23 protein-coding genes are annotated in these 25,359 nt (G+C 70.0%); 16 read left to right on the top strand and 7 right to left on the bottom strand.

Going from position 1 to position 25,359, the window contains the following annotated elements; genetic code table 11:
• Positions 1–156: 156 nt before the first annotated feature.
• From KUTG_RS43005 to KUTG_RS42970, 8 genes are all read left to right on the top strand, one after another.
• The gene (locus tag KUTG_RS43005; RefSeq protein WP_043725376.1) at positions 157–3,072 is read left to right on the top strand and encodes an ATP-binding protein; all 2,916 of its coding nucleotides are present in this window, start codon (positions 157–159) and stop codon (positions 3,070–3,072) included.
• Positions 3,073–3,086: 14 nt separating this feature from the next.
• The gene (locus tag KUTG_RS43000) at positions 3,087–3,851 is read left to right on the top strand and encodes a crotonase/enoyl-CoA hydratase family protein (RefSeq protein WP_043725373.1); all 765 of its coding nucleotides are present in this window, start codon (positions 3,087–3,089) and stop codon (positions 3,849–3,851) included.
• A gap of 641 nt (positions 3,852–4,492) precedes the next feature.
• Entirely contained in the window at positions 4,493–4,834 is a 342-nt protein-coding gene (locus KUTG_RS64600; RefSeq protein ID WP_043725371.1) for a hypothetical protein, read from the top strand.
• On the top strand, positions 4,816–5,229 hold the full coding sequence (locus KUTG_RS42990; RefSeq protein ID WP_043725370.1) for an HNH endonuclease signature motif containing protein: 414 nt from the start codon (positions 4,816–4,818) through the stop codon (positions 5,227–5,229). Before KUTG_RS64600 ends, KUTG_RS42990 begins: the two co-directional genes overlap by 19 nt.
• A gap of 246 nt (positions 5,230–5,475) precedes the next feature.
• Positions 5,476–6,321: an NAD(P)H-binding protein gene (locus tag KUTG_RS42985; protein ID WP_043725368.1), complete on the top strand. Its 846-nt coding sequence runs from the start codon at positions 5,476–5,478 to the stop codon at positions 6,319–6,321.
• Complete coding sequence (locus KUTG_RS42980) at positions 6,318–6,686, top strand: nuclear transport factor 2 family protein (protein WP_157495189.1); 369 nt, start codon at positions 6,318–6,320, stop codon at positions 6,684–6,686. Before KUTG_RS42985 ends, KUTG_RS42980 begins: the two co-directional genes overlap by 4 nt.
• A 10-nt stretch (positions 6,687–6,696) precedes the next feature.
• Positions 6,697–7,137 (top strand): MarR family winged helix-turn-helix transcriptional regulator, encoded by a 441-nt coding sequence (locus KUTG_RS42975; protein ID WP_043725366.1) that lies wholly within the window; start codon positions 6,697–6,699, stop codon positions 7,135–7,137.
• Positions 7,138–7,235: 98 nt separating this feature from the next.
• Complete coding sequence (locus tag KUTG_RS42970) at positions 7,236–8,135, top strand: acyl-CoA desaturase (RefSeq protein ID WP_052396814.1); 900 nt, start codon at positions 7,236–7,238, stop codon at positions 8,133–8,135.
• Positions 8,136–8,138: 3 nt separating this feature from the next.
• On the opposite strand, the gene KUTG_RS42965 is transcribed toward KUTG_RS42970, so the two are convergent.
• Together KUTG_RS42965 and KUTG_RS42960 are read right to left on the bottom strand one after the other, a co-directional pair.
• The gene (locus KUTG_RS42965) at positions 8,139–9,173 is read right to left on the bottom strand and encodes a zinc-dependent alcohol dehydrogenase family protein (protein ID WP_043732635.1); all 1,035 of its coding nucleotides are present in this window, start codon (positions 9,171–9,173) and stop codon (positions 8,139–8,141) included.
• Positions 9,174–9,265: 92 nt separating this feature from the next.
• On the bottom strand, positions 9,266–9,970 hold the full coding sequence (locus KUTG_RS42960; protein ID WP_043725359.1) for an SDR family oxidoreductase: 705 nt from the start codon (positions 9,968–9,970) through the stop codon (positions 9,266–9,268).
• A 407-nt stretch (positions 9,971–10,377) separates the two neighbouring features.
• Here KUTG_RS42960 and gltB point away from each other — a divergent pair, with 407 nt between their 5' ends.
• The 4 genes from gltB (at position 10,378) to KUTG_RS42940 (ending at position 17,642) form a co-directional block, all read left to right on the top strand.
• Entirely contained in the window at positions 10,378–15,456 is a 5,079-nt protein-coding gene (gene gltB, locus KUTG_RS42955; protein WP_084580464.1) for a glutamate synthase large subunit, read from the top strand.
• Entirely contained in the window at positions 15,449–16,888 is a 1,440-nt protein-coding gene (locus KUTG_RS42950; protein ID WP_043725356.1) for a glutamate synthase subunit beta, read from the top strand. Before gltB ends, KUTG_RS42950 begins: the two co-directional genes overlap by 8 nt.
• A gap of 151 nt (positions 16,889–17,039) precedes the next feature.
• Positions 17,040–17,234: a hypothetical protein gene (locus KUTG_RS42945; RefSeq protein WP_043725355.1), complete on the top strand. Its 195-nt coding sequence runs from the start codon at positions 17,040–17,042 to the stop codon at positions 17,232–17,234.
• A 12-nt stretch (positions 17,235–17,246) separates the two neighbouring features.
• Complete coding sequence (locus KUTG_RS42940; protein ID WP_052396073.1) at positions 17,247–17,642, top strand: pyridoxamine 5'-phosphate oxidase family protein; 396 nt, start codon at positions 17,247–17,249, stop codon at positions 17,640–17,642.
• On the opposite strand, the gene KUTG_RS42935 is transcribed toward KUTG_RS42940, so the two are convergent.
• Complete coding sequence (locus KUTG_RS42935; RefSeq protein ID WP_043725352.1) at positions 17,639–18,349, bottom strand: hypothetical protein; 711 nt, start codon at positions 18,347–18,349, stop codon at positions 17,639–17,641. The genes KUTG_RS42940 and KUTG_RS42935 overlap by 4 nt on opposite strands.
• 59 nt (positions 18,350–18,408) lie before the next feature.
• On the bottom strand, positions 18,409–19,206 hold the full coding sequence (locus KUTG_RS42930; protein ID WP_043725351.1) for a carbon-nitrogen hydrolase family protein: 798 nt from the start codon (positions 19,204–19,206) through the stop codon (positions 18,409–18,411).
• 34 nt (positions 19,207–19,240) lie between these two features.
• Between KUTG_RS42930 and KUTG_RS42925 the strand changes: the two genes are divergently transcribed.
• From KUTG_RS42925 to KUTG_RS42910, 4 genes are all read left to right on the top strand, one after another.
• Complete coding sequence (locus KUTG_RS42925) at positions 19,241–19,861, top strand: GntR family transcriptional regulator (RefSeq protein WP_043725345.1); 621 nt, start codon at positions 19,241–19,243, stop codon at positions 19,859–19,861.
• A gap of 381 nt (positions 19,862–20,242) precedes the next feature.
• Positions 20,243–20,674 carry a helix-turn-helix domain-containing protein gene (locus KUTG_RS42920; protein WP_043725344.1) on the top strand — a complete coding sequence of 144 codons (432 nt, stop codon included), beginning with the start codon at positions 20,243–20,245 and terminating at the stop codon, positions 20,672–20,674.
• A gap of 9 nt (positions 20,675–20,683) precedes the next feature.
• Positions 20,684–21,205, top strand: coding sequence for a hypothetical protein (locus tag KUTG_RS42915; RefSeq protein ID WP_232241256.1), 522 nt, complete (start codon positions 20,684–20,686; stop codon positions 21,203–21,205).
• On the top strand, positions 21,198–22,388 hold the full coding sequence (locus tag KUTG_RS42910; RefSeq protein WP_043725342.1) for an MAB_1171c family putative transporter: 1,191 nt from the start codon (positions 21,198–21,200) through the stop codon (positions 22,386–22,388). Before KUTG_RS42915 ends, KUTG_RS42910 begins: the two co-directional genes overlap by 8 nt.
• Here KUTG_RS42910 and KUTG_RS42905 read toward each other — a convergent pair.
• The 3 genes from KUTG_RS42905 to KUTG_RS54665 form a co-directional block, all read right to left on the bottom strand.
• A complete protein-coding gene (locus KUTG_RS42905; protein WP_043725341.1) occupies positions 22,360–23,976 on the bottom strand; it encodes an acyl-CoA dehydrogenase family protein in 1,617 nt (538 codons plus the stop codon). The two genes, KUTG_RS42910 and KUTG_RS42905, sit on opposite strands and share 29 nt — an antisense overlap.
• Entirely contained in the window at positions 23,960–24,571 is a 612-nt protein-coding gene (locus tag KUTG_RS42900; protein WP_043725339.1) for a TetR/AcrR family transcriptional regulator, read from the bottom strand. The genes KUTG_RS42905 and KUTG_RS42900 overlap by 17 nt, the downstream gene beginning before the upstream one ends.
• 62 nt (positions 24,572–24,633) lie before the next feature.
• Complete coding sequence (locus KUTG_RS54665; RefSeq protein ID WP_198047497.1) at positions 24,634–25,176, bottom strand: response regulator transcription factor; 543 nt, start codon at positions 25,174–25,176, stop codon at positions 24,634–24,636.
• Between the last annotated feature and the right edge of the window lie 183 nt (positions 25,177–25,359).

Below are 25,359 nucleotides of genomic sequence, written 5' to 3'. Positions count from 1 at the left end.
GGGCACGGTCTGACCCCGGCTGATCGACGGGTCCCCCCATCCGATGTGCCCGGATGGGGGGACCCGTCGTACACCTAGGGGCAGACCGTCCCGCAATTCGGCCATTGACGATCGAGTTCTGCTGGATTTTCAAGCTTGTGCGATTAGGGTCGCCCCATGCAGACCCGCGCGCCACTGTTGGTCGGCCGCGACGCCGAGCTGACCGAGCTCACGCGGGCGCTGTCCGGAACACGAGCCGGGCGCGGAGGATCGGCGTTCCTGGTCGGAGAGGCCGGTATCGGCAAGTCACGGCTGGCCGCGCTGGCCACCGGGCGGGCCTTCGACGCCGGCATGCGAGTGCTGCGCGGTCGGGGCAGCACCATCGGGCCGATGGTCCCGTTCCGTCCGTTGACCGAGGCATTGCTGTCGCTTTTCCGTGGCGGAGAGCCGTTCGACGACAACGAACTCGGTCCGTACCGTCCGGTTCTGGGCCGGCTGATACCTGAGTGGGGCGCGGGTGCGCCGCCGCAGCCGGTGTCGCTGGTCGTGCTGGCCGAGGCCGTGCTGCGGCTGCTGTCGGTGGCCGGCCGCGGGCGTGGATGCCTGCTGGTGCTTGAGGATCTGCACGACTCCGACGCCGAGACGCTGGCCGTCGTCGAGTACCTGACGGACAATCTGGACCTTCAGCCCGTGATGCTGCTGGCCACCATTCGCGGCGAGCCCTGCGCGGCTCTGGACCTGGCCCGGGCCAGCGAGCAGCGGCGCACCGGGGCCCTGTTGGAGCTGCGCCGGTTGGATCGGGCGCAGGTGCGCGCGATGGCCGCCTCGTGCCTTGAGGTCAACGGCGTCGAGGTCGCCGACGAGGTGGTGCAGCGGCTGTGGGTCGACAGCGCCGGCAACCCGTTCATCGTCGAGGAACTGTTGCACGGCATGGTGAGCAACGGTCTGCTCGTGCCCAGCGGGGACAGCTGGCAGGTCGTCGGGCAGCTGCGCACCGAGGTGCCGGCGGCGGTGGTGCGCAGCATCGCCAACCGCACGGATCGGCTGGGGCCCCAAGGCCGAATGCTACTGTCAGTGGCTGCTGTGCTGGGTCACCGGTTCCCACTTTCGGTGGTACGCAAGGTCGCCGACATCGACGATCGTGGACTGCTTTCCCATTTGCACGCCGGCGTGGCCGCCCAGCTCGTCACTCCCGACGAGCCCGCCCCGGACTGGTACGCCTTCCGTCATCCGTTGACCGCGGAGGCTTTGCTCAGCCAGCTCACGCCCATCGACCGCACCGAGCTGTCCTCCAAGGCCGCCGATGCCGTGCTGGAGCTGCATCCCACGCTGCCCGGCCACTGGTGCCAGCTGGTCGCCTCGCTGCGTCTGGACGCCGGCGAGGACGCCGCCGCCGGTCGCCTGTTCGCCGAGGCCGGCCGCCGCGCCTTGCGCGACGGCGCCGCCGGATCCGCGATCACCTTGCTGGACAAGGCCAATCGCCTGCTGACCCGGAAGCTCGACGCCGGCATCCGGGCCGACATCCTCGAATCCCTGCTGCCGGCCCTGGCCGAGGCCGGTCACTTCGAGCGGGCCTTCCAGCTCGCCGGCAAGCTCGCCGACTTCGACGGCGACGTCCTGGACACCCGGCGGCGGGCTGCCCTGCACACCCGGCTGGCCAAGGTCGCCTACCTGGCCGGTCGCCCCTTGGACGGCGTGGAACAGGTCACCGCCGCCCGCACTCTGCTCGGCGCCGACGCCGCCGACGAGGACACCGCGCCGGTGGATGTTGTTGCCGCGTACCTGGAATTGGACACCCCGCGCCCGGATCGCCTGACCCGGGCCGAGGCCTTGGCCCGCCGTGCCGTGGACGCCGCCGAACGATCCTCGCAGCCCGTTGTCGCCTGCGAGGCGTGGGAACTGCTCGGCATCATCGCCCGTGAACACGACATCACGCAGGCCATGGACTGCCTGGAGAAGGCCAAGCAGCTCGGCGAGCAGCACCAGCTGCCGATGCAGCGGGCGTACGCCATGATGCGCATGGCCGGCATCGACTGGCTGTCCACTGCGGACACCGGCAGCCTGGAACGCGCGCGGCAGGAGGCTTTGCGGATCGGCGCGATCACCATGGCCTACAACGCCGACGCCATCATCGCCCTGCACACCGTGCTGGGCGGGGACTTCGACCTGGCGACCGAGCGCATCGTCGCCTGCGGCGAGTCCGCCCGGCGGCTCCAGCTCAGCTCGATCGTCCGCTATGCCCTGATGGCCAAGGCGACGCTGGCCGGGCATCAGGGCCGTCGGCGGGAGATGGACGAGGCCCTGGCCGAGTTTCGGCAGTGGGGCGGGGAAAGGTCCCAGGAGCTGCCCCTTTCCTTCGGCCTGGCCCGGGTTTTCTGCGCGCTGTTGGAGGAGAACCGGGACCTCGCCGACCGGGAGTTGGCGCAGGCCTTGGCTTTCGAGGCCGAGAACCCCACCACCTTCCACCTGGCCGGGCGGCACGGCCTCGACCTGTTGCTGGGGGTCCTTGAGGGCCGCTTCGACTGGTCGCAGCACCACTCCGTGACGTCCACACCGGCCGGTGGGATGCGGTGGAACCGTCACTTCGCCGAGCTCGCCGGGGCCGTGTTGTACGGCCGGGAGGGCAAGGTCGAGCAGGCCGAGTGCGCCATGGCCGCCGCCCAGCAGGTCGGCGGGGCGTTCCCCATGGCGCGGAACCTCGGTTTGCGTCTGGTCGCCGAGGCCGCCCACGTCGACGGTTGGGGTGATCCCGTCACGTGGCTGCGCAATGCCGAGGAGTACTTCCACCGTAACAATGTGACCGGCACCGCGTCCGCCTGCCGGGCTCTGCTGCGCCAGGTCGGCGTGTCCGTTCAGCAGCGTCGCGTCGGGGCCGACCAGGTGCCCAGCGCCCTGCGGTCCGTCGGCGTCACCGTGCGGGAGTACGACGTCTTCCGGCTGTTGGTGGAGCGGCTCGGCAACAAGGCCATCGCGAACCGCCTGCACATCTCTCCTCGTACCGTCGAGAAGCACGTCGCCAGCCTCATCGCCAAGACCCAGCAGCCCGACCGCGAGGCCCTCAGCACCTACGCCAGCGCGATCCTGGCACCCTGACTAGCCTGGGTGCCATGTCCGATGAGGTCTTGACCGAGTTCTCCGACGGCGTCGCCGTGATCACCATCAACCGCCCGTCCGCGCGCAACGCCGTGGACGGGGCCGTCGCCGAGGGCCTCGCCGCCGCCGTCGACGAGCTCGACCGCCGTGACGACCTGGTCGTCGGCATCGTCACCGGGGCCGGTGGCACGTTCTGCGCCGGCATGGACCTCAAGGCCTTCGTGCGGGGTGAGTTCCCCACCGTCGAGGGCCGTGGTTTCGCCGGCATCACCCAGCGGCCTCCCGTGAAGCCCCTCATCGCCGCCGTCGAGGGCTACGCCCTGGCCGGCGGTCTGGAGATCGCCCTCGCCTGCGACCTCGTCGTCGCCTCCACCGACGCCAAGTTCGGCATCCCCGAGGTCAAGCGCGGCCTCGTCGCCGCCGGCGGCGGTGTCCTCCGCCTACCCTCTCGTCTCCCCTACCACGTGGCCATGGAGCTCGCGCTGACCGGCGGCTTCCTCGATGCGCCTCGCGGCCACCACTTCGGCTTCGTCAACCGGTTGGCTTCCCCCGGGGAGGCCCTTTCGGACGCCCGCTCCCTGGCCGCCGAGATCGCCGCCAACGGCCCCCTCGCCGTCCGTGCCACGAAGAAGGTCATCGTCGAGTCCCGCGACTGGCCCTCCGCCGAGGCCTTCTCCCGCCAGGAGGCCATCACCACCCCCGTCTTCGCCTCCTCCGACGCCCGCGAGGGCGCCCAGGCCTTCGCCGAGAAGCGCCCGCCCCGTTGGACCGGGCAGTAGGTCCTGTGGTTCGGGGAGCTGCCGGCTGTTCTCGTGGAGCAGTCGGCAGCTCCCGTTCGTTCTGCCCCGCCAGCGACGTCTCCGCCCAACAACTCCTCCCACTGCCGCACCCGGCCTCTGCCACCGCCAGCAGTCCCCACCGTTGCTCGCATTCCAGCCACACACCCGTTGTGCGCCTTTCCATTGCCAGCTTTCGTAGCGGTAAGTCGTTACACTCCAAAGCTTTCACCCGTTCGTGATTCGAGTCGATCTTTGTCGGCGCATAGAATTGCTGGTATGAAACACAAAGTCGCTCGCCTGATCGAATGCGAGCGCCTCATCCGCCGGCTCAGTGCCGAACGGGCCCGCCTCATCGCCGAGCTGTACACCGACGAGTACGTCCCCACCGACATCGGCATGGCCCTCGGACTCTCGCCCGCCAACGCCGAGGACACCGTAAAATGGTGCGCCCGCGTAGAGTCCTTGTTCCCCAACGTCTTCGACGCCATGGCCGCCGGCACCATCTCCGAACGCTCCGCCCACGCCATCGTCGACCCCTCCAAGGACTACCCCGAAGACCTCCCCAACGGGTCGTCGCCAAGACCTTGGAAACCGCCGAAGGCCGCTCCTCCCAACAACTCCGTCGCTCGTCCCAAGCCCGGTTGCAGCGCGCCGACCCCGCCGTCCACCTGGAACGCCGCGAAAAGGCCCGCCGCGACCGCAAAGTCGTCCTCCACGACGACGAAGACAGCATGGCCACCCTCGCCTGCCAACAGCCTGCGGAGATCGCCCAGGCTATGTACGCCAAGATCGACCGCCTCGCCAGCCAGGAAGCCAAGAACGGCCGCACCATCGACGCCGTGCGCGCTGACGTGATGGCCGGCCTGATTCTCGAAGACCCCAAGACGGCCGGGCTCAAGCCCCTGATCCAGGTCACCGTGCCTATCACCGCCCTGCTGGGGGTGTTGACGAGCGGCCCGGGAAGATGGCGGCCGGGCAGTTGATTCCCGCCGAAGTGGTGCGGGAGTTGATGTCGCACCCAGGTGCCTTGTTTCACCGGCTGCTCACGGATCCGGCTGGGCACCTGGTGGAGTACACGCCGAAGTTGTATCGGCCCAAGGTCGGCGTGGATCGGTTCATCCGCGCCCGTCACCAGACGTGTGCGATGCCGTGCTGTTCGCATCCGTCGCGGAGTTGTGACATCGATCATGCGACGGCGTGGCCGTTGGGCGAGTCAACCGGCACCAATCTCGCACCCCTGGATCGACGGCATCATCGGTACAAGCACGCCACCAAGGCCGAGGTGAGTATCGAGAAAGACGGCACCACGACGGTGAAGACGCGATGGGGGCAGACGTACGTCACCAAGCCCGAACCGCTGGACGAGCCTCCGTTCTGAGGAGGCTAACGGAGGGCTCCCCGCGCACCGGTCGGGCACAGTCGGAGGCCTCAGCGTGGGAGGGGCCGCTGCCGCGACCACGACGGCAAGCTCCTGTGTTGACGGATGTCGGTGCCGTCGCGGCCTTGCCACCCGAACCGTGGTCACGCCAGGTGGGTGGTGCGTTGAGTGCTCGCGTTGCCCGGTTCGGTCGCATCACGAGCTACACCCTTTGACATCTAACTCTTAGGCATCTAACCTTCCGGCATGATCCTGGTAATCGGAGCTACGGGGCACGTGGGGGCCGAGGTGGTGAAGGCGCTGGCGGCGCGAGGGCTGGCGGTGAGGGCGATGACGAGGAGGCCGGAAGGGGTGAGGTTTCCGGAGGGCGTGGAGGTGGTCAGAGGGGACTGCGAGGACGCGGAGAGCCTGAGGGAGGCGTTCGAAGGGGTGCGAAAGGCGTTCCTGATGACGGGGCAGGTGACGGGGAGCGAAAACCTGCACACGAGGGCCCAGGTCAGGGCGGCGAAAGAGGCGGGCGTGGGGTACCTGGTGAAGCTCTCGGTGGCAAAGGGAGGGGAAGACAGCCACCCGAAGGTGGCGGCATGGCACCGCGAAGACGAAAGGGCGGTGACGGGGAGCGGGATCGACCACACGATGCTCCGGCCGGGGAGGTTCATGTCGAACACGCTGCACTGGAAGCACATGCTGCGAAGGGGCGACGAAGTGACGGTGGCGTTCGCCAAGAAGCGGACGGCGCCGATCGCGCCGGAAGATATTGCGGCGGTGGCGGTGAAAGCGCTGACGGAGGGCGGCCTCGCCAACCGGACACTAGAGCTGTCAGGGCCGGAAGCGATTACGCCACAACAAGAACTGGACATCGTGGCGAAGATCCTGAACCGACGGCTGACGCTCAGAGAACCGACGGTCGAAGAGACGGTCGACGGGATCGTCAGGGCAGGCATGGAGCGTGAGCTGGCGGAAGCGATGGTGGAGCACGTGCTCAGAGGGGACTACGGGGCGGAGATCTCCGACGCCACCGAGAAGATCCTCAAACGCAAGGCGACGACATTCGAGCAGTGGGCGGAAAAGCACTTCAAGGAGGAGCAATGACCACGATCGGCGAGCTGGAAACGCAGTGGGCGCAAGCGGAAGTCAAAGGGGACGTGTCCACACTGGACGGGATGGCGGCCGAAGACTTCCGACTGGTGGGACCGTTCGGCTTCGTGCTGGACAAGACGCAGTGGCTGGACCGGTACCGCAGCGGAGACCTCGTGACGACGCAGCTGGACTGGCAGGAGCGAGAGGTCCGCGAGATCGGCGACACGGCGCTGGTGATCGGGATCCACGTGCAGAAGGCGGCCTACCGCGGCACGCCGTCGGACGGAAGGTTCCGGTCGACGCACATCTGGGTGCGAAACGGCGACAGCTGGCAGCTGGCGGGCACGCAGCTGAGCCCCATCGGACGCCCGGCCTAAGCTCGACGCCATGGGCCGTCCACAGCAACCACCGATCGGGCTCGCGGTCGCCCGAGTGGCACGCACCCTCAGCCGGGCCTTCGAAGACGCGCTCGCGGCGGCCGGCGGCTCCCAGTCGGTCTGGCTGGTGCTGCTGCAGCTCAAGATCAATCCCGATGCGACGCAAAGAGATCTCGCGGAGGCGCTGGAGCTGCGCGAGGCGACGATGACCCACCACCTGTCGGGCATGGAGCGGGACGGACTGATCACCCGAAGGAGGGACCCGGCCAACCGCAGGGTCCACCAGATCGAGCTGACCGACGACGGTGAGCAGGCATTTCACCGGCTCCGGAAGGCGGCGGGCGAGTTCGACGAACGGCTGCGACACGGCATCGAGCCGGAGCGGCTCACCGAACTGGGTGACACGCTCGCGCTGCTGGTGGCGAACGTGCAGCACGAGGCAAACCACTAGACAACTACTCTTCACCGGTGGGTCTGGCGAACACCCCAGGCTGGACCCGTACTCTCGCCCTCATGACGACCCTGGCCGACGCCAAGGACACCCGCCGGATGACCGCGCTGCACGAGGGCAAACGCAAGATGCCCGCGCAGGTCGCCGTGTACATCTTCGCCATCGTGCCGGCGATCGCGCTGGTCGCCGCCATCCCGGTGCTGTGGGGCTGGGGAGTCGGCTGGGCCGACCTGATCTCGGCCGCGGTCTTCTACACGGTCAGCTGCCTCGGCGTGACCGTCGGATTCCACCGCTACTTCACCCACGGCTCGTTCAAGACCGGCCGGGCCATGCGGATCGCGCTGGCGGTGGCCGGCAGCCTCTCAGTGCAGGGCCCCGTCCTGCACTGGGTGGCCGACCACCGCCGGCACCACGCCTTCTCGGACCGCGAGGGCGACCCGCACTCGCCGTGGAACTTCGGCACCTCGCCGGCGGCCCTGGTCCGCGGCTTCTGGCACGCCCACATGGGCTGGATCTTCGACCGCGACCTGACCAACCGCCAGCGATTCGCACCGGACATGGAAGCGGACCCGGACATGCGTCTGGTGCATCGCCTGTTCGGCCCGCTGACCTTCGCCACGCTGCTGCTGCCGGCCCTGGTCGGCGGCCTGGTCACCTGGTCCTGGTGGGGCGCCGTGACCGGCTTCTTCTGGGCCGGCGTGGTCCGGGTGGCCTTCCTGCACCACGTCACCTGGTCGGTGAACTCGATCTGCCACATGATCGGCGACCGCCCGTTCGCCGCTCGCGACCGGTCGGCCAACTTCTGGCCGCTGGCCATCCTGAGCATGGGCGAGGCCTGGCACAACCTGCACCACGCCGACCCGACCTCGGCCCGCCACGGCGTGCTGCGGGGCCAGGTCGACGTGTCCGCCCGCCTGATCTGGATCTTCGAGAAGCTGGGCTGGGTGCGCGACGTGCGCTGGCCGAGCACCCGCCGCCTCAGCAGGCTCCGTGCTTGATCATCAGGGCTTGATCAGGACCTTCAGCGCCTCCCGGTCGTTCATCGCCCGGTAGGCCTCGGGGATGTCGGCCAACGCCATCGTGCGGTCGAAGACCCGACCCGGCTGCACGGCGCCCGACAGCACGTCGGGCAGCAGCTCCTCGATGTAGGCGCGGGCCGGCGCGACGCCGCCGGTCAGCGTGACGTTCCGGCCGAACAGGACCCGGCCGACCGGCCCGTCGGTGTACTGCGGCACGCCGACCCGGCTGATCGCGCCGCCGGGGCGCACCACGCCGAGGGCCGTCTCGTACGCGCCCAGGGTGCCGACGCACTCCAGCACGTGCGGCGCGCCGTCGCCGTTGGTCAGCTCCTTGGCCCGGGCGACGGCCTCCTCGCCGCGCTCCGGCACGACATCGGTCGCGCCGAACTCCCGGCCCAGGTCGGTTCGGGCCTGGTGGCGGCCGAGCAGCACGATCTGCTCCGCGCCCAGCCTCTTGGCCGCCAGCACCGCGGACAGGCCCACCGCGCCGTCGCCGATCACGATGACCGTGGAGCCCTTCTCCACCCGGGCCGTGCGGGCCGCGTGGTGGCCGGTGCTGAACACGTCGGACAGGGTCAGCAGCGACGGCATCAGCTCGTCGTCCTCGCCCACCGGCAGCTTCACCAGGGTGCCGTCGGCCTGCGGCGCGCGGACGTACTCGCCCTGGCCGCCGTCGACGCCCCCGAAGCCCCACCCGCCGCCATTGCGGCACGAGGTCTGCAGGCCGGCCCGGCAGTAGTCGCACGTGTTGTCGGCCCACAGGAACGGCGCCACCACGACGTCGCCCTTGGCCAGCGTCGCCACGTCCGCACCGGTCTCCTCCACGACACCGATGAACTCGTGGCCGATCCGCCGGCCGGCCTCGACGTCCGGCGCGCTCTGGTACGGCCACAGGTCGCTGCCGCACACGCAGGACCGGGTCACCCGGACCAGGACGTCGGTCGGCTGCTGGATCTTCGGATCCGGCACCTCCTCGACGCGGATGTCGCCCTTTCCGTAGAGCAAGGTCGCTCGCATCGTCACCCCATGCGTCGAAAGTTCGGGAACCGGCCAACCCTAGCCGTTTTCCCGCGCGCCCGAGCTGGAGCGGGACCAGCTCCAGACCATGGTTACGTTTGCGCCGTGGGCCGCACCACGAGCTCGTTGACGTCCACATTGGACGGCTGGTCGACGGCAAAGCCGATCGCCTCGGCGATAGCGGACGCCGGGATCGCCAACTGCTCCGCCGCCGCACGGGCGGCCGCCTGCGCGGCGGCGGCTCCGCCGCGGTCACTCAGTTCGCTCTCGGTGAAGCCCGGACTGACGACGGTGACTCGAATGTCCGTGTTCTCCTGGCGCAGTCCTTCCGACACCGCCCGCACGGCGAACTTGGTGGCGCTGTAGACCGCCGCCGTCGGATCGACCCGGTGCCCCGAGACCGAAGAGACGTTCACGATGTGCCCGCCGCCCTGGGCACGCATCAACGGCAGCACCGCCGCGATGCCGTGCAGGACTCCTCGCAGATTGACGTCGATCATCTGGTTCCACTCGTCGACCCGCAGATCCGCCAGCGGCGACAGCGGCATCACGCCGGCGTTGTTGACCAGCACATCGACCCGGCCGTGGCGACCGACCGCGGCGTCGACGAAGGCCCGCACGCTGTCCAGGCTCGTGACGTCCAAGGGATGGACGTCGATGAACGGCTCGGCGAGCTCGGCCAGGCGTTCAGCGCGGCGGGCGCCGGCCACTACCCGGTGACCGGCGGCCGCGAGGTGGCGGGCAGTGGCCGCGCCAATACCCGAGGAAGCCCCAGTGACAAGAACGACTTTCGACATGCCGACAGTCCACGCCGGATCGCGGGGACCAGGAAGGGAGCGGTTACCTGGGCGCCACACACCCACCCGGGCCGAACTCCCGGATAGTGAGATCATCACCGCCCGCTCGCGGTACCGCCGACCAGGCGAAACAGGTCCGTCCGCGCAACAATTGAGATGCAACTTGCTGTGGCGTGGAACACGGGTAGTGCGGATAACCCCACGTTCACACTATCGTCACAAGACCCCCGACCACCCCGGGGACCCCATCTCGGGGAGCACTGTGACCTGCCTCAAGAGGGCATTCGGTCAGCGCACAGCGTCGTGCGTGCCAATTTACCCGCCCGTTCCCGGGCCATTTCGAGCACCCCCGCGTCAGACGCACGCCCCCGCGACAGGGCGTCCCACCACGGGAGGGCCGTACAGCCGTGATCCACCACCACCCCCATGTCGGGGGCCTGTACGACGAGCAGTTCGAGCACGACGCGTGCGGCGTGGCCTTCGTGGCCGATCTCGCCGGCCGCCGCAGCCATGACATCGTGCGCAAGGCGCTGACCGCGCTGCGCAACCTGGAACACCGGGGCGCCCGCGGCGCCGAGCCGGAGACCGGCGACGGCGCCGGCGTCCTGATCCAGGTGCCGGACGCGTTCTTCCGCGAGGTGACCGACCTGCCGCTGCCGGCGGACGGCGGTTACCTCGTCGGCACGGCTTTCCTGCCGGTCGACACCGCCGAACGCGCGGCGGCCGTCGCCGCCGTGGAGCGGATCGCCGCCGAGGAGGGCACGAGAGTGCTGGGGTGGCGGGACGTGCCCGTCGACACCGAGCACGTCGGGCCGACGGCCGCCAGCACGATGCCGCATTTCGCCCAGCTGTTCCTCGCCCCGGTGGACGACGCGGTCCACGGCCTCACGCTGGAGCGGATCGCCTTCTGCGTCCGCAAGCGCGCCGAGCACGACGCCGACGTGTACTTCCCGAGCCTGTCCGGCCGCACCATCGTGTACAAGGGCATGCTGACCGAGCCGCAGCTGGCCCGGTTCTTCCCCGACCTCACCGACGAACGGGTCGACAGCGCCGTCGGCCTCGTGCACAGCCGGTTCTCCACCAACACGTTCCCCTCGTGGCCGCTGGCCCACCCGTACCGGTACATCGCGCACAACGGGGAGATCAACACCTTGCGCGGCAACCGGAACTGGATGGACGCGCGGGAGGCCATGCTCGACTCGGACCTCATCCCGGGCGACCTGTCCCGGCTGTTCCCGGTGATCACCCGGGACGCCAGCGACTCCGCGTCCTTCGACGAGGTGCTGGAGCTGCTGCACCTGGGCGGCCGCTCGCTGCCGCACGCGGTGCTGATGATGATCCCGGAGGCGTGGGAGAACCACACCGAGATGGATCCGGCCCGGCGCGCGTTCTACGAGTTCCACTCGGCCCTGATGGAGCCGTGGGACGGCCCGGCGCTGGTGTCGTTCACCGACGGCAGCGTGATCGGCGCGGTACTCGACCGTAACGGCCTGCGTCCGGCCCGCTACTGGGTCACCGACGACGGCCTGGTGGTGCTGGGCAGCGAGGCCGGCGTGCTGGAGATCGATCCGGCGCGCGTCGTCCGCAAGGGACGGCTGGAGCCGGGCCGTATGTTCCTGGTGGACACCGAGGCCGGCCGCATCGTGGACGACGAGGAGATCAAGTCCGCGCTGGCCGCCGAGCACCCGTACCAGGACTGGGTGGACGCCGGCATGGTCCGGCTGGCCGGCCTGCCGGAACGCGACCGTGAGATGCCCAAGCACGCCGCGCTGGTCACCCGCCAGCAGGTCTTCGGCTATTCCGAGGAGGAGCTGCAGCTGCTGCTGCGGCCGATGGCGCTGACCGGGGCCGAGCCGATCGGCTCGATGGGCAACGACGCCCCGTTCGCCGTGCTCTCGGACCGCTCCCGCAGCCTGTTCGACTACTTCACGCAGCTGTTCGCCCAGGTCACGAACCCGCCACTGGACGCGATCCGGGAGGAGCTGGTCACCTCCCTGACCGCGACGGTCGGCCCGGAGACCAACCTGCTGGCCGCCACGCCCGCGTCCTGCCGCCGGATCTCGCTCGAGTTCCCGGTGCTGGACAACGACGAGCTGGCCAAGCTGGTGCACGTCAACGACGACGGCGACATGCCCGGCTACCAGGCGGTCACCGTGCTCGGCCGGTACCGGGTGGACGGCGGCGGCACCGCGCTGCGGGCCCGGCTGGACGAGATCCGCACCGAGGTGTCGGAGGCGATCGACGACGGCGCACGGCTGATCGTGCTGTCCGACCGTGGCGCCGACGGCAAGTACGCGCCCATCCCGTCGCTGCTGCTGACCGGCGCGGTGCACCACCATCTCGTACGGGAGAAGACGCGCACCAAGGTCGGCCTCATCGTGGAGGCCGGCGACGCCCGCGAGGTGCACCACATCGCGCTGCTCATCGGCTACGGGGCGGCCGCGGTCAACCCGTACCTGGCGATGGCCACGGTCGAGGAGCTGCCGGACGTCGACGCGCACAAGGCCACCAGCAACCTGATCAAGGCGCTGGGCAAGGGCGTGCGCAAGACCATGTCCAAGATGGGCGTGTCCACGGTGGCCTCCTACACCGGCGCGCAGATCTTCGAGGCGATCGGCGTCGGCGCCGAGGTGATCGACGACTGCTTCACCGGCACCACCTCGCGGCTGGGCGGCGTCGGCTTCGACGAGATCGCCGAGGAGGTGGCCCGCCGGCACCGCAAGGCGTTCCCCGCCGACGGCGTGCACGCCAGCCACCGCGAGCTGGAGGTGGGCGGCGAGTACCAGTGGCGCCGCGAGGGCGAGGCGCACCTGTTCAACCCGACCACGGTGTTCAAGCTCCAGCACTCCACCCGCACCCGTCAGTACGAGGTGTTCAAGGAGTACACCAAGGCGGTCGACGACCAGGCCGAGCGGCTGCTGACGCTTCGCGGGCTGTTCAAGTTCCGCGACGGTGTGCGGCCGCCGGTGCCGATCGAGGAGGTCGAGCCGGTCGCCGAGATCGTCAAGCGGTTCGCCACCGGCGCCATCTCCTACGGCTCGATCTCCAAGGAGATGCACGAGATCCTGGCGATCGCGATGAACCGGCTCGGCGCCAAGTCCAACACGGGCGAGGGCGGCGAGGACGCGGACCGGCTCGACGATCCCGAGCGCTGCTCGAAGATCAAGCAGGTGGCCAGCGGCCGGTTCGGCGTCACCAGCGAGTACCTGGTCAGCGCCGAGGACATCCAGATCAAGATGGCGCAGGGCGCCAAGCCCGGCGAGGGCGGGCAGCTGCCCGGCAACAAGGTCTACCCGTGGATCGCCAAGACCCGGCACTCCACGCCGGGCGTCGGGTTGATCTCCCCGCCGCCGCACCACGACATCTACTCGATCGAGGACCTGGCCCAGCTCATCCACGACCTCAAGAACGCCAACCCGGCCGCCCGCATCCACGTGAAGCTGGTGTCCGAGGTCGGCGTCGGCACGGTCGCGGCGGGCGTGTCCAAGGCCCACGCCGACGTGGTGCTGATCTCCGGTCACGACGGCGGCACCGGCGCGTCGCCGCTGTCGTCGATCAAGCACGCCGGCGCGCCGTGGGAGCTGGGCCTGGCCGAGACGCAGCAGACGCTGCTGGCCAACCGGCTGCGCGACCGCATCGTGGTGCAGACCGACGGCCAGCTCAAGACCGGCCGGGACGTGATCATCGCCGCGCTGCTGGGCGCGGAGGAGTTCGGCTTCGCCACGGCGCCGCTGGTGGTGTCCGGGTGCATCATGATGCGGGTCTGCCACCTGGACACGTGCCCGGTCGGCGTGGCGACGCAGAACCCGGTGCTGCGGGAGAAGTTCAGCGGCAAGGCCGAGTACGTGGTGAACTTCTTCGAGTTCATCGCCCAGGAGGTCCGGGAGCTGTTGGCGCAGCTGGGTTTCCGGTCCCTGGAGGAGGCGGTCGGGCACGCCGAGCTGCTGGACACCGCGGGCGCGGTCGAGCACTGGAAGGCGTCCGGTCTCGACCTGACGCCGATCTTCCACGTGCCTGAGCTGCCGCCGCGCGCGGCCCGGCACCGCACCACCGCCCAGGACCACGGGCTGGAGAAGGCGTTGGACAACACGCTGATCCAGCTGGCCGAGGGCGCCCTGGGCTCGGGCGACCGGGTTCGGCTGGAACTGCCTGTGCGCAACGTGAACCGGACCGTGGGCACCATGCTCGGCTCGGAGCTCACGAAGCGGTGGGGCGGCGAGGGTCTGCCGGACGACACGATCGACGTGACGTTCACGGGCACCGCCGGGCAGTCGTTCGGCGCGTTCCTGCCCAGCGGCATCACGCTGCGGCTGGTCGGCGACGCCAACGACTACCTCGGCAAGGGCCTGTCGGGCGGGCGCGTCACCGTGCGCCCCGATCCGTCCGCGCCGTTCACGGCCGAGCAGAACATCATTGTGTTAGTAACAATCTCGCTTTTCGAGTTCATCGCCCAGGAGGTCCGGGAGCTGTTGGCGCAGCTGGGTTTCCGGTCCCTGGAGGAGGCGGTCGGGCACGCCGAGCTGCTGGACACCGCGGGCGCGGTCGAGCACTGGAAGGCGTCCGGTCTCGACCTGACGCCGATCTTCCACGTGCCTGAGCTGCCGCCGCGCGCGGCCCGGCACCGCACCACCGCCCAGGACCACGGGCTGGAGAAGGCGTTGGACAACACGCTGATCCAGCTGGCCGAGGGCGCCCTGGGCTCGGGCGACCGGGTTCGGCTGGAACTGCCTGTGCGCAACGTGAACCGGACCGTGGGCACCATGCTCGGCTCGGAGCTCACGAAGCGGTGGGGCGGCGAGGGTCTGCCGGACGACACGATCGACGTGACGTTCACGGGCACCGCCGGGCAGTCGTTCGGCGCGTTCCTGCCCAGCGGCATCACGCTGCGGCTGGTCGGCGACGCCAACGACTACCTCGGCAAGGGCCTGTCGGGCGGGCGCGTCACCGTGCGCCCCGATCCGTCCGCGCCGTTCACGGCCGAGCAGAACATCATTGCCGGCAACGTGATCGCCTACGGCGCGACCCGCGGCGAGCTGTTCCTGCGGGGCAAGGTCGGCGAGCGGTTCTGCGTGCGCAACTCCGGCGCGCTGGCCGTCGTCGAGGGCGTCGGCGACCACGGCTGCGAGTACATGACCGGCGGGCGGGCGATCGTGCTCGGCGCCACCGGCCGCAACTTCGCGGCCGGCATGTCCGGCGGCGTGGCGTACGTGCTGGACCTCAACCCGGCGCGGGTCAACCAGGAGATGGTCGACCTGGACGAGCTGACCGAGGACGACCAGGCCTTCCTGCACGAGGTGATCGACCGCCACCGGCGCGAGACCGAGTCGGCGGTGGCGGACCTGCTGCTGGCCGACTGGGAGCTGGCCGTCGGCCGGTTCACCAAGGTGATGCCCAAGGACTACAAGCGGGTGCTGGCCGCGCGAGCCCGTGCGGAGGCCGACGGCAGGGACGTGGACACCGCGATCATGGAGGCCTCCCATGGCTGACCCCAAGGGCTTTCTCACCACGCCGCGGGAGAACGCCAGCTACCGCCCGGTGGACCTGCGGCTGCAGGACTGGCGCGAGGTCTACGAGGACTTCGAGCACCACCGGCTGGAGAAGCAGGCCGGCCGGTGCATGGACTGCGGGATCCCGTTCTGCCATCAGGGATGTCCGCTGGGCAACCTGATTCCCGAGTGGAACACGTTGGTGTGGCGGCAGGACTGGCGTGACGCCATCGAGAGGCTGCACGCCACCAACAACTTCCCGGAGTTCACCGGGACGTTGTGCCCGGCGCCGTGCGAGGCGGCGTGCGTGCTCGGCATCAACTCCGATCCGGTGGCCATCAAGCGGGTCGAGGTGGAGATCATCGACCGGGCCTGGGACGAGGGCTGGGTCGTGCCGCAACCGCCGGTTTCCTTGACCGGCAAGAAGGTCGCGGTGGTCGGCTCCGGCCCGGCCGGCCTGGCCGCGGCCCAGCAGCTGACCCGCGTCGGGCACTCGGTGGTCGTGTACGAGCGGGCCGACGCCGTCGGCGGGCTGCTACGGTACGGGATTCCCGAGTTCAAGATGGAGAAGCGGCGGTTGGACCGCCGTCTCGACCAGATGCGGGCCGAGGGCACCGAGTTCCGCACCGGCGTGAACGTCGGCGAGGACCTTTCCGTTGCTGAGCTTCGGGATTCTCACGACGCGGTGGTGCTCGCCGGCGGCGCGACCGTGTGGCGGGACCTGCCCGTGCCGGGTCGGGAGTTCACCGGCGTGTACCAGGCGATGGAGTACCTGCCGCCGGCCAACAAGGCGTACGCGCACTCGCCGATCAACGCCGCCGGCAAGCACGTCGTGGTCATCGGCGGCGGCGACACCGGCGCCGACTGCCTCGGCACCGCGCACCGTCAGGGCGCCGCTTCCGTGACGCAGCTGGAGATCATGCCCCAGCCGCCTGTGTCGCGGGCGCCGCACCACCCGTGGCCGACCTATCCCATGCTGTACCGGGTGACGTCGGCCCACGAGGAGGGCGGCGAGCGGCTCTACTCCGTGTCCACGGCCGAGTTCCTCGGGGATGCCGACGGCAACCTGCGGGGGCTCAAGCTCGTCGAGGTGCGCATGGAGAACGGCCGGTTCACGCCGGTCGAGGGCAGCGAGCGGGAGCTGGAGTGCCAGCTGGTGCTGCTGGCCATGGGCTTCGTCGGGCCGCAGCAGGAAGGCCTGGTCTCCGACCTCGGCGTGGACCTCGACCCCCGCGGCAACGTGGCCCGGGACCGCTCCTTCGCCACCAGCGTCGACGGCGTCTTCGTGGCCGGCGACATGGGCCGTGGCCAGTCGCTCATCGTGTGGGCCATCGCCGAGGGCCGCTCCGCCGCGGCCGCCGTCGACACCTACCTGACCGGCCGCGACGTCCTCCCGGCCCCCATCCGCCCCACCGACCGAGCCCTCGCCTGACACCCCCTGGTTATGCAGGGAAGGACGCCTTGCCCTCGTTCAACGCGGGTAAGGCGTCCTTCCCTGCATGCGGATTGCTCCGAACGGCCCGATTCGTCCCTGTCCCGCCGGGTATCCAGGGGCTCCTGGGGCCGACAAGAGGAGCGCAGCAATGGTTGCCGTGATCGCGGCGGTACTTTTCGCCTTGGCGTTGCTGATCGACCTTTCCGGCATCTCGCTGGGATCGATCCTCACGCCGACGAACCTGCTCACCGCCGGCCTGCTCTGTGTCGCGCTGCACCTGGCCGGCATCGGCACGAACCGGCCGGCCTTCCGGCGTCCGGCCTGGCGCGGGCGGCGCCGTTGATACCCTCACGGGGTGTCTGAACTGAGTTCCACGGGTGCCGCTTTCGCCGAGTTCTGGCGGGAGCGGCACCTGTGCACCCTCACCACCGTCCGCCCCGACAGCACCCCCCATGTCGTCCCCGTCGGCGTCACCCTCGACATCGACAACGGCCTCGCCCTGGTCATCACCGACGGTAACTCCGCCAAGGCCCGCCAACTCCGCGCCGCCGGCCGGCTCAACGCCGCCGCGTGCCAGGTGGACGGTCGCCGTTGGTCCACAGTGGAGGGTGTCGCCACCCTCAACGAGGACCCGCAGGCGATTGCCGAGGCCGTCAGCCGCTACGCCCAGCGCTACCGCCAGCCCCGCGTGAACCCGAACCGCGTGCTGATCGAGATCGCCGTCACCAACGTCCTCGGCAACGTCAGCTAGGACGAGTTCGTCGACCGGCTGCTGGCCTGTCCGAAGAAGTAGCCGAGGATCAGCAGGAACGCGCTGGACACGATCTCGGCAACGGGGACACCGGTGAACATCGCCACGATCAACACTCCCGCCAGCACCACCAACAACACACCACCCACCAGGACCGCGACCGGCTCGCGCTGCAGCCACGACAAGTAGATCTGCGCCTTCTTCGCCTGCATCTCAAGCTTGAGCTCGGCCTCGGCCCGCAGCTGCGCCTCGGTCGCCGCTTGGGCGGCACTCGCCGCCGCCTGTTCAGCGGCCCGCTTCTCCTCAAGCTGCCGCTCCAATTCGGCGCGGACGTCTGCGTCGGAGCCAACCTCCGCCAGCTTTTCCCGGATGCCGGCGACCTCATCGCCCAGTTCGAGCGCCCGGATCCGCTCATTGATCAGCGACCGGCGCTCCAGCAGGACCGACAGGATGCCGACCTCGACATGTGCTGAATCCGCACCACCCAACAGCGCCGACATCCTTGGGGTGTACCTCACCTTCAGCACACCGAAGTTGTCGGGATGGGCAATGGCGTCGTTGATGTCGACCAGACTGCGACGCAGTTGATCAAGAGGCTGCTCGTTGATCTGCGACGGCGTCAGACCTAGCCTCACCAGCTGAGACTCGAAGAACTCTCGGCCAGCGCGTGCGTCTGGGCTCGGATTGACGCTCTCGGTGAAGCTCATGGCCGCCCCTTCGCCCCGCCTACCGGTTGACCCGGTAGTCGCAAACGCGGTGTCGGTCGTTAGCTGAAGTCGCGGGCGTTGGCCAGGACGGGAACCTTGGCCCGAGCATCGTCCACTTCGGACGGATCGAGGTCGACGACGAGCAGTTCCGGACGGTCCAGGCACTGGGCCCGGATCTCGCCGAGCGGGGAGACGACGGCGCTGTAGCCGATGCCGGTGGGGACGCCGGGCTTGGTGGTGACGCCGACGGTGGCGGGGTCGGCCTGGCCGCAGGCGGCGAGCCAGCTGGTGGAGTCGAGGGCGCGGGCCCGGACGAGGAGCTCCCACTGGTCCCGCTTGCCGGGGCCGGAGCCCCAGGAGGCCGGCACGAGGATGACCGAGGCGCCGGAGCGGGCCAGGCGCTGGAACAGCTGGGGGAAGCGCAGGTCGTAGCAGGTGGCGACGCCGACGCCGATGCCGTCGACCGACACCGTGAGGCTGTGGTCGCCGGGGGCGACGGTGGCGGACTCGGCGAAGCCGAAGGCGTCGAACAGGTGGATCTTGTCGTAGTGCTCGTCGACGCCGAGGCCGGTGACGAGCAGGGTGTTGCGCACGCGGCCGTCGTCGGACGGTGTGAACATGCCGGCGACGATCAGCAGGTCGTGCCGCTTGGCGATGTCCCGCACGGCGGAGGCCCACGGCCCGTCGAGGGGCTGGGCGAGGCCGGCGAGGGGGATGCCGAAGCGGGCCATCGCGGCCTCGGGGAACACCACGACGCGGGCGCCGCGGCGGGCGGCCTCGGCGGCCTGCTCGCCGATGGTCTCGAGGTTCGCCGACGGGTCGGTGTCGGACACGAACTGGCTCAGCGCGATACGCACGCCGCCCAGTGTATACCGCCCGTATACTCCGAGGATGGCTGTTTCCGGGCGGGACCGCGCCTACGACTACCTGCGCAACACCGTGCTGGCCGATCCGGCTGCGCAGGGCACCTTCCTCAACGAGCAGGACATCGCCGACCGTATCGGGGTATCGCGCACGCCGATACGGGAGGCGCTGCTGATGCTGTCGGCCGAGGAGCTGGTGCGCCTCGTGCCCAAGCGCGGCGCCTACATACCCGAGCTGACGGCCGGCGAGCTGCGGGAGCTCATCGAGCTGCGCGGCGTGCTGGAGCGGTTCGCGGCGGAACGGGTACTGGCCGCCGGCACGGCCCCGGTCGACGAGCTCCGGGAGGCCCTGGCCGACCAAAGGGGCAAGGATGACCGCGCGTTCATCGAAGCCGACACCCGCTTCCACACGATTCTCGTGCGGGCGGCCGGCAACGGGACCCTGGCCCGCACCTACGAGACGCTGCGCGCGCGACAGGTCGTCTCGGGAATGGTGGCGCTGCAAGGGGCGTCGGACCGCCGCGAAGCAGTCCTCACCGAGCACGAGGCGATCGTGACGGCGCTGGCGGCCGGCGATCCGGGTCCGGCCCGCGACGCGATCACCGCACACCTTGACGCGACCCTGCGCGCACAGCTCGCGATCCGTTGACAGATCCGCTGACAGAACAGGACATTGACCTCTCGTCACTGTCGCAAGTGCACTGCGCGTGCGTGCGGCGCACGGGTCCGGGGTGGACTTCGCCCGGTTCGGACCAAGGGCCCGCATGCTGATCGGCGCAGCCACGGGACAGCTCACCGCATTGATCGTCACATTCGGCGCGGGTGATCGACATGGTCGCTGACGTGAAACCGCTGGGTAGCAGGGCTGTGGCCGCCGAAGGCCGGGCGTTTTGGGCGTTCTGACCGGTGCGACGGCGGTGTAACCCGTCGGCGTAGCCTCGCCGTCGGCGCGTGGAGGACCGACCCGCGCCTGTAAACTGTGATGAATACCTAGGTACGACGGCTTCATCCGTGCTGAGGGAGGTGGACGGTGCCGGCGCCCGAGCCCGAGCCGACGTCACTCGCCGCGAAGATCGACAAGCTGTTCCAGGTGGTCCGCAAGCCCAGCCGCGAGCAGTACAGCCACGACGAGGTGGCCCGGGCCTGCCGCGAGGCCACCGGTGAGAGCTTCTCGACCACCTACCTGTGGCAGCTGCGCACCGGCCGCCGGGACAACCCGACCAAGCGGCACCTGGAGGCGTTGGCCCAGTTCTTCGAGGTCTCCCCCGCCTACTTCTTCGACGACGAGCAGAGCGCGAAGATCGCCGAGGAGTTGGAGCTGCTCGGAGCCCTGCGGGACGCCGGAGTACGAAATGTTGCGCTGAGAGCAGTAACGCTTTCACCCGCCGGGCTCGACACCATCAGTGACATGATCGACGCGATCGCCCGCAGGGAGGCGATCCGCGACGGGGACTCCCGCTGATCAGGAGTGATGGTGCGGCAGGACAAGCAGCTGTGGCGACGCTGCCGGGAGCTGGCCGACTCGGTGCCGATGCCTGCCCCGTTCCGTCCGGACACGTTCGCGCAGGCCGTGGCCGCGCACCGCGGCCGGCGGATCGAGCTGATGCCGGTGCCGGCCACCATGGGCGCGCCGTGCGGGCTGCTCATGACCACCGACCACGCGGACTACATCCTGTACCCGGTCAACACCACTGAGCTGCACCAACAGCACATCTTCATGCACGAGGTGGCGCACCTGCTGTGCGGGCACACCGGCACCGGGGAGATCGACGCCGCCGCGACCAGGGTGCTGATGCCCAACCTGTCGCCGGAGCTGGTCCGCCGGGTCCTGGGCCGCACCGTGTACACGGAGACCGAGGAGCACGAGGCCGAGCTGCTGGCCTCGCTGATCGCCCAGCGGGCGGCCCGGCTGCCGCGGCCGCCGTCGGCCGAGCCGCCGGACGAGGTCGTCCAGCTCAGCCGGCTGTTCGGCGTGCGGCGGCGCGATGATTGAGATCCTGGCCTATCTCGGCTGCCTGGTGGCGATCATGGTCGTCTGCTACAAGGTGCGGCTGGCCAGCACGGATCGGCGGACGCGGGGCCTGCGGCACATCGCCGGCTTCGCGGTGTGCATCGCCGGCGCGCTCGGTCTGGACGCGGTGATGACGTTGGCGATCACCGCCCCGCTGCCGGCCGTCGCCGGCCTGGTCAGCGACGAGCTCAAGATGGCCGCGCTGGGCTTCCTGATCCAGTTCGCCGACTCCGTGCGGCGGAAGGCGGTCCGCGGCCGCCGGTACGCGGTGGCCACGGCGTCGGCGATGCTGCTGGCCGCGGTGCTGTTCTTCCTCTCCGGCGCGCACCAGTACTCGACCGACGTCGTCACGTTCACCTCGGCCGGGGTCGGGGTCTTCGTGGCCTACAACGTGGTGCTGATCTGCTACGAGGTCTGGGGCCTGCTGACCTTCGCCACGCTGATCCGCCGCTTCGCCCGGCTGGTCGAGCCGGGCCTGCTGCGCACCGGTCTGCACCTCATCATCGTCGGCGCGCTGATCGGCGTGCCGTGGACGGGCTGGCAGCTCGACGACATCTGGATCGCCGTGGTTCAGCACCAGAACACCACCAGCGAGGACGAGGTGTCGGCGGTGCTGGCGGCCCTGTGCGTGTTGGTCTCGGCGGCCGGGGCGACGCTGTCAGCATGGGGCCCGTACCTGAGCGGGCCGGCCCGTTGGCTCGGTGCCCAGTGGCGGTACGCGCAGCTCAGACCGTTGTGGACGGCGATGCACGCGGCGATGCCGGCGATCGCGCTCAGCACCGTCGCCCGGCAGCAGGGCGGCGTGGAGTTCGCGCTGTACCGGCACGTGATCGAGATCCGGGACGCGCAGTTGGCGCTGCGCGGGCACATCCACCCGGACGTGCAGGAGTGGGCGTCGGACGCGGTGCGTCGCGTCGGCACCCATCCGGCCCGGCGCGAGGCGACCATCGAGGCGGCGACGATCGCCGCCGCGGTGATCGCCCACGAAGCCGGCGTCGACTACCGGGCCGGCGAGGTCGACCCGCACCGCGTGGATCCCAGCCTGGGCGCGGAAACCCGGTGGCTGGCCCAGGTGTCGCGGGCGTTCGCGCACTCGCGGGCGGTGGCCCAGGTGCGGGCGCGGATGGCCGCCGAACTCAGCGGGGTTCCGTCCACGAGCTCGTGATGATCTCGCGACTGTCCACACCGGACGGAAGCGTGCCCAGCGCGATGCCCCAGTCCTCGCCCAGCCGCGAGGCGCAGAAGGCGTCGGCGACGGCCGGGTTGCCGTGCCGCACCAGCAGCGATCCCTGGAGCACCAACGCCATCGACTCGACCAGGCGGCGGGCCCGGAACTCGATGTCGTTCAGGTCGGACAAGTCCTTGCGCAGCAACTCGATCGAGCGGTCCAGGCGGGCGTCCGCGCCGGCGGCCAGCTCCACCTCGCCGAAGAACGCCTCCACTGACTCGGGCTGGCGGGCCATGGCCCGCAAGGCGTCCAGCACCGCCACGTTGCCGGAGCCCTCCCAGATCGAGGGCAGCGGCGCCTCCCGGTACAGCATGGGCATGCCGCTTTCCTCGACGTAACCGTTGCCGCCCAGGCATTCCAGCGCCTCGGCAGCGTGCATCGGGGCCCGCTTGCACACCCAGTACTTGGTCACCGCCAGCGCGAGGCGACGGAACGCCGTCTCGTCACGGTCGGTCGCGCCGGCCAGTCGCAGCATCACCACCAGCGCAGCCTCGGCCTCGACCGTGAGGTCGGCCAGCACGTTGGCCATCAGCGGCTGGTCGACCAGCCGCTTACCGAAGGCGCTGCGGTGGCTGGCGTGGTGCACCGCCTGCATGACGCCCGCGCGCATGCCGGCGGCGCTGCCGATCACGCAGTCGAGGCGGGTGTTGTTGACCATCTCGATGATGGTCGGCACGCCCCGGCCCTCCTCGCCGACGAGCCAGCCGATCGCGTCGTCGTACTCGATCTCGGAGGAGGCGTTGGACTTGTTGCCCAGCTTGTCCTTCAGCCGCTGGAGATGGATCGCGTTGCGGGCGCCGTCGGGCAGGACCCGGGGCAGCAGGAAGCAGGACAGGCCGCCCGGGGCCTGGGCCAGCGTGAGGAACATGTCCGACATCGGCGCGGACGTGAACCACTTGTGGCCGCGGATGACGTAGGTCCCGTCGGCGCTGGGCGTCGCGGTCGTCGTGTTGGCGCGGACGTCCGAGCCGCCCTGCTTCTCCGTCATCGACATGCCGGCGATCAGGCCGCGCTTGGTGCTCGGCTCACGCAGGCCGTAGTCGTAGATCTTGGCCGCCAGCAACGGTTCGTACCGCTCGGCCAGCTCCTTGTTGTGCCGCAGCGCGGGAATCGCCGCGTACGTCATCGCCAGCGGGCACGTGTGGCCGGCCTCGACCTGGCTCCACACGAAGAACTTCGCCGCCCGCGCCACGTGCGCGCCGGACCGGTCGTCCCGCCAGGCCGCACCCTGAAGGCCGTGCTCGACGCCGACAGTCATCAGCTCGTGCCAGTACGGGTGGAAGTCCACCTCGTCGATGCGGTTGCCGTAGCGGTCGTGCGTGCGCAGCACCGGCGGATTGGCGTTGGCGCCCCGGCCCCACTCCTGGGCCCGCGCGCTGCCGGCCAGGCGGCCCAGCTCGTGCAGCTCCGGCTCGACCCAGGCCGCGCCTTCCCGCCGCAGGCCCGCGATCAGCGACGCGTGCGCCGCGACGTCGTGGCCCACCAGCGGCGGGACCTGGTTGGTGACCTCATGAGTGGGCGGCATCGTCGGCTCCCAGGGCGCGAAGGGTGAAACGAACGAGATTCGGCACGGTGTCGGCGCTCGCCACGCCCGCCGACAGCGGACCCACCAGCACCTCCGCCACCGCCCCGACCAGGGCGGCGGCCGTGATCGCGGCCTCCTGCGGCGGCAGCACCCCCGCCTTGACCGCCTCCGTGACGTGCCGGGCGAAGGCCTGTTGGAACACCTGCCGGAACACCAGGCGCTCGGCCTCCACCGGGGCGTCCACCGGCTCCGCCAGCAGCGCGAAAGCCAGCCGCGGCGCCTTCAGGGCTCGGTTGGCGAAGGTCTCCACGATCGCCACCACCCGGTCGATCAGGTCACCCGGGCCGTCGGCCGCCTGCTCCACCGCCTGCACCTCGCGGCCGACCAGGCCCCGGAACACCTCCACGACCAGCTCCGCCTTGCCCGGGAAGTACCGGTAGACGCTGCCCGTCGAGACGCCGGCCCTGGCCGCCACCCCGACGACCGAGCAACCCGCGTATCCCTGTTCGGACAGCAGGGCCACGGCCGCCGCCAGCAGCGCCTCGCGCTGGGCGTCCAGCCGAGCCTGCACCTGAGGTGTGCGTCGGTAGGGCACTCAAGGAGTGAAGCACGGTTCAGTACTTCGTGCCAGGGGCGGCAGTCGACCGTGCAGCTGGTTCAGGCCAGCGGGACAGCGTCCGAATCTAGGATTCCTGTGCGGTAGGCGATGGACACTGCTTCCGCGCGGCCGTTGGCCTCCAGCTTGCGGATGATGTTCTTCGCGTGCGAGCGGACCGTTTCCACCGACACCACGAGCCGTTCCGCGATCGAGCGGCTGCTCATGCCTTCCGCGATCAACGCGAGGATTTCCCTTTCCCGCTGGGACAGGGCGTGGCTTCGTTTCTGGTCGACGGCCGAAGCCTCGCCGTTCGACTGTATCGGGACGCCGAGGTAAACGCCGGAGAGCACCTGGTGCAGATAGCTGGCCGAAGCCGTGGCCAGGGCCACCGCCCGTGCTCCCTGCCCGAACGCGAACCGGGCGTCCTCGTCGGCGTGACCGGACGGGGTCAGCAGCACCACCACCGGGCACGCCGAATAACCGCTGCTCAGCGCCCGAACGAGGGTGAAACCGGGGTCCGCCGCCTGGTCGACCACGGCCATGCCTGTCGGATTGCGTCCCGCGAACCGCACGGCCGCCGCCGTCGACGCCGCCGCGCTCACCGGACCCACCTCGGGCAGTCGGGACAACACTCGCGCCAGTCCGATTCGGGTGAGCGGGGAAAACCCCACGATCAGGACTGGGCGGCGGTGGTACATGGGCCGGATACTCTCACGCATTGCGCCAATTGCGATACCTGGCGTGACCCACCAGTCAGTCCCGATCACATGCGGTAATCTCGGAAT

The sequence above is a fragment of the Kutzneria sp. 744 genome, assembly GCF_000568255.1.
Classification (GTDB): Bacteria; Actinomycetota; Actinomycetes; order Mycobacteriales; family Pseudonocardiaceae; genus Kutzneria.
Note: the sequence above shows the minus strand (reverse complement) of the source record. Positions and strands in the feature narration are given on the sequence as shown.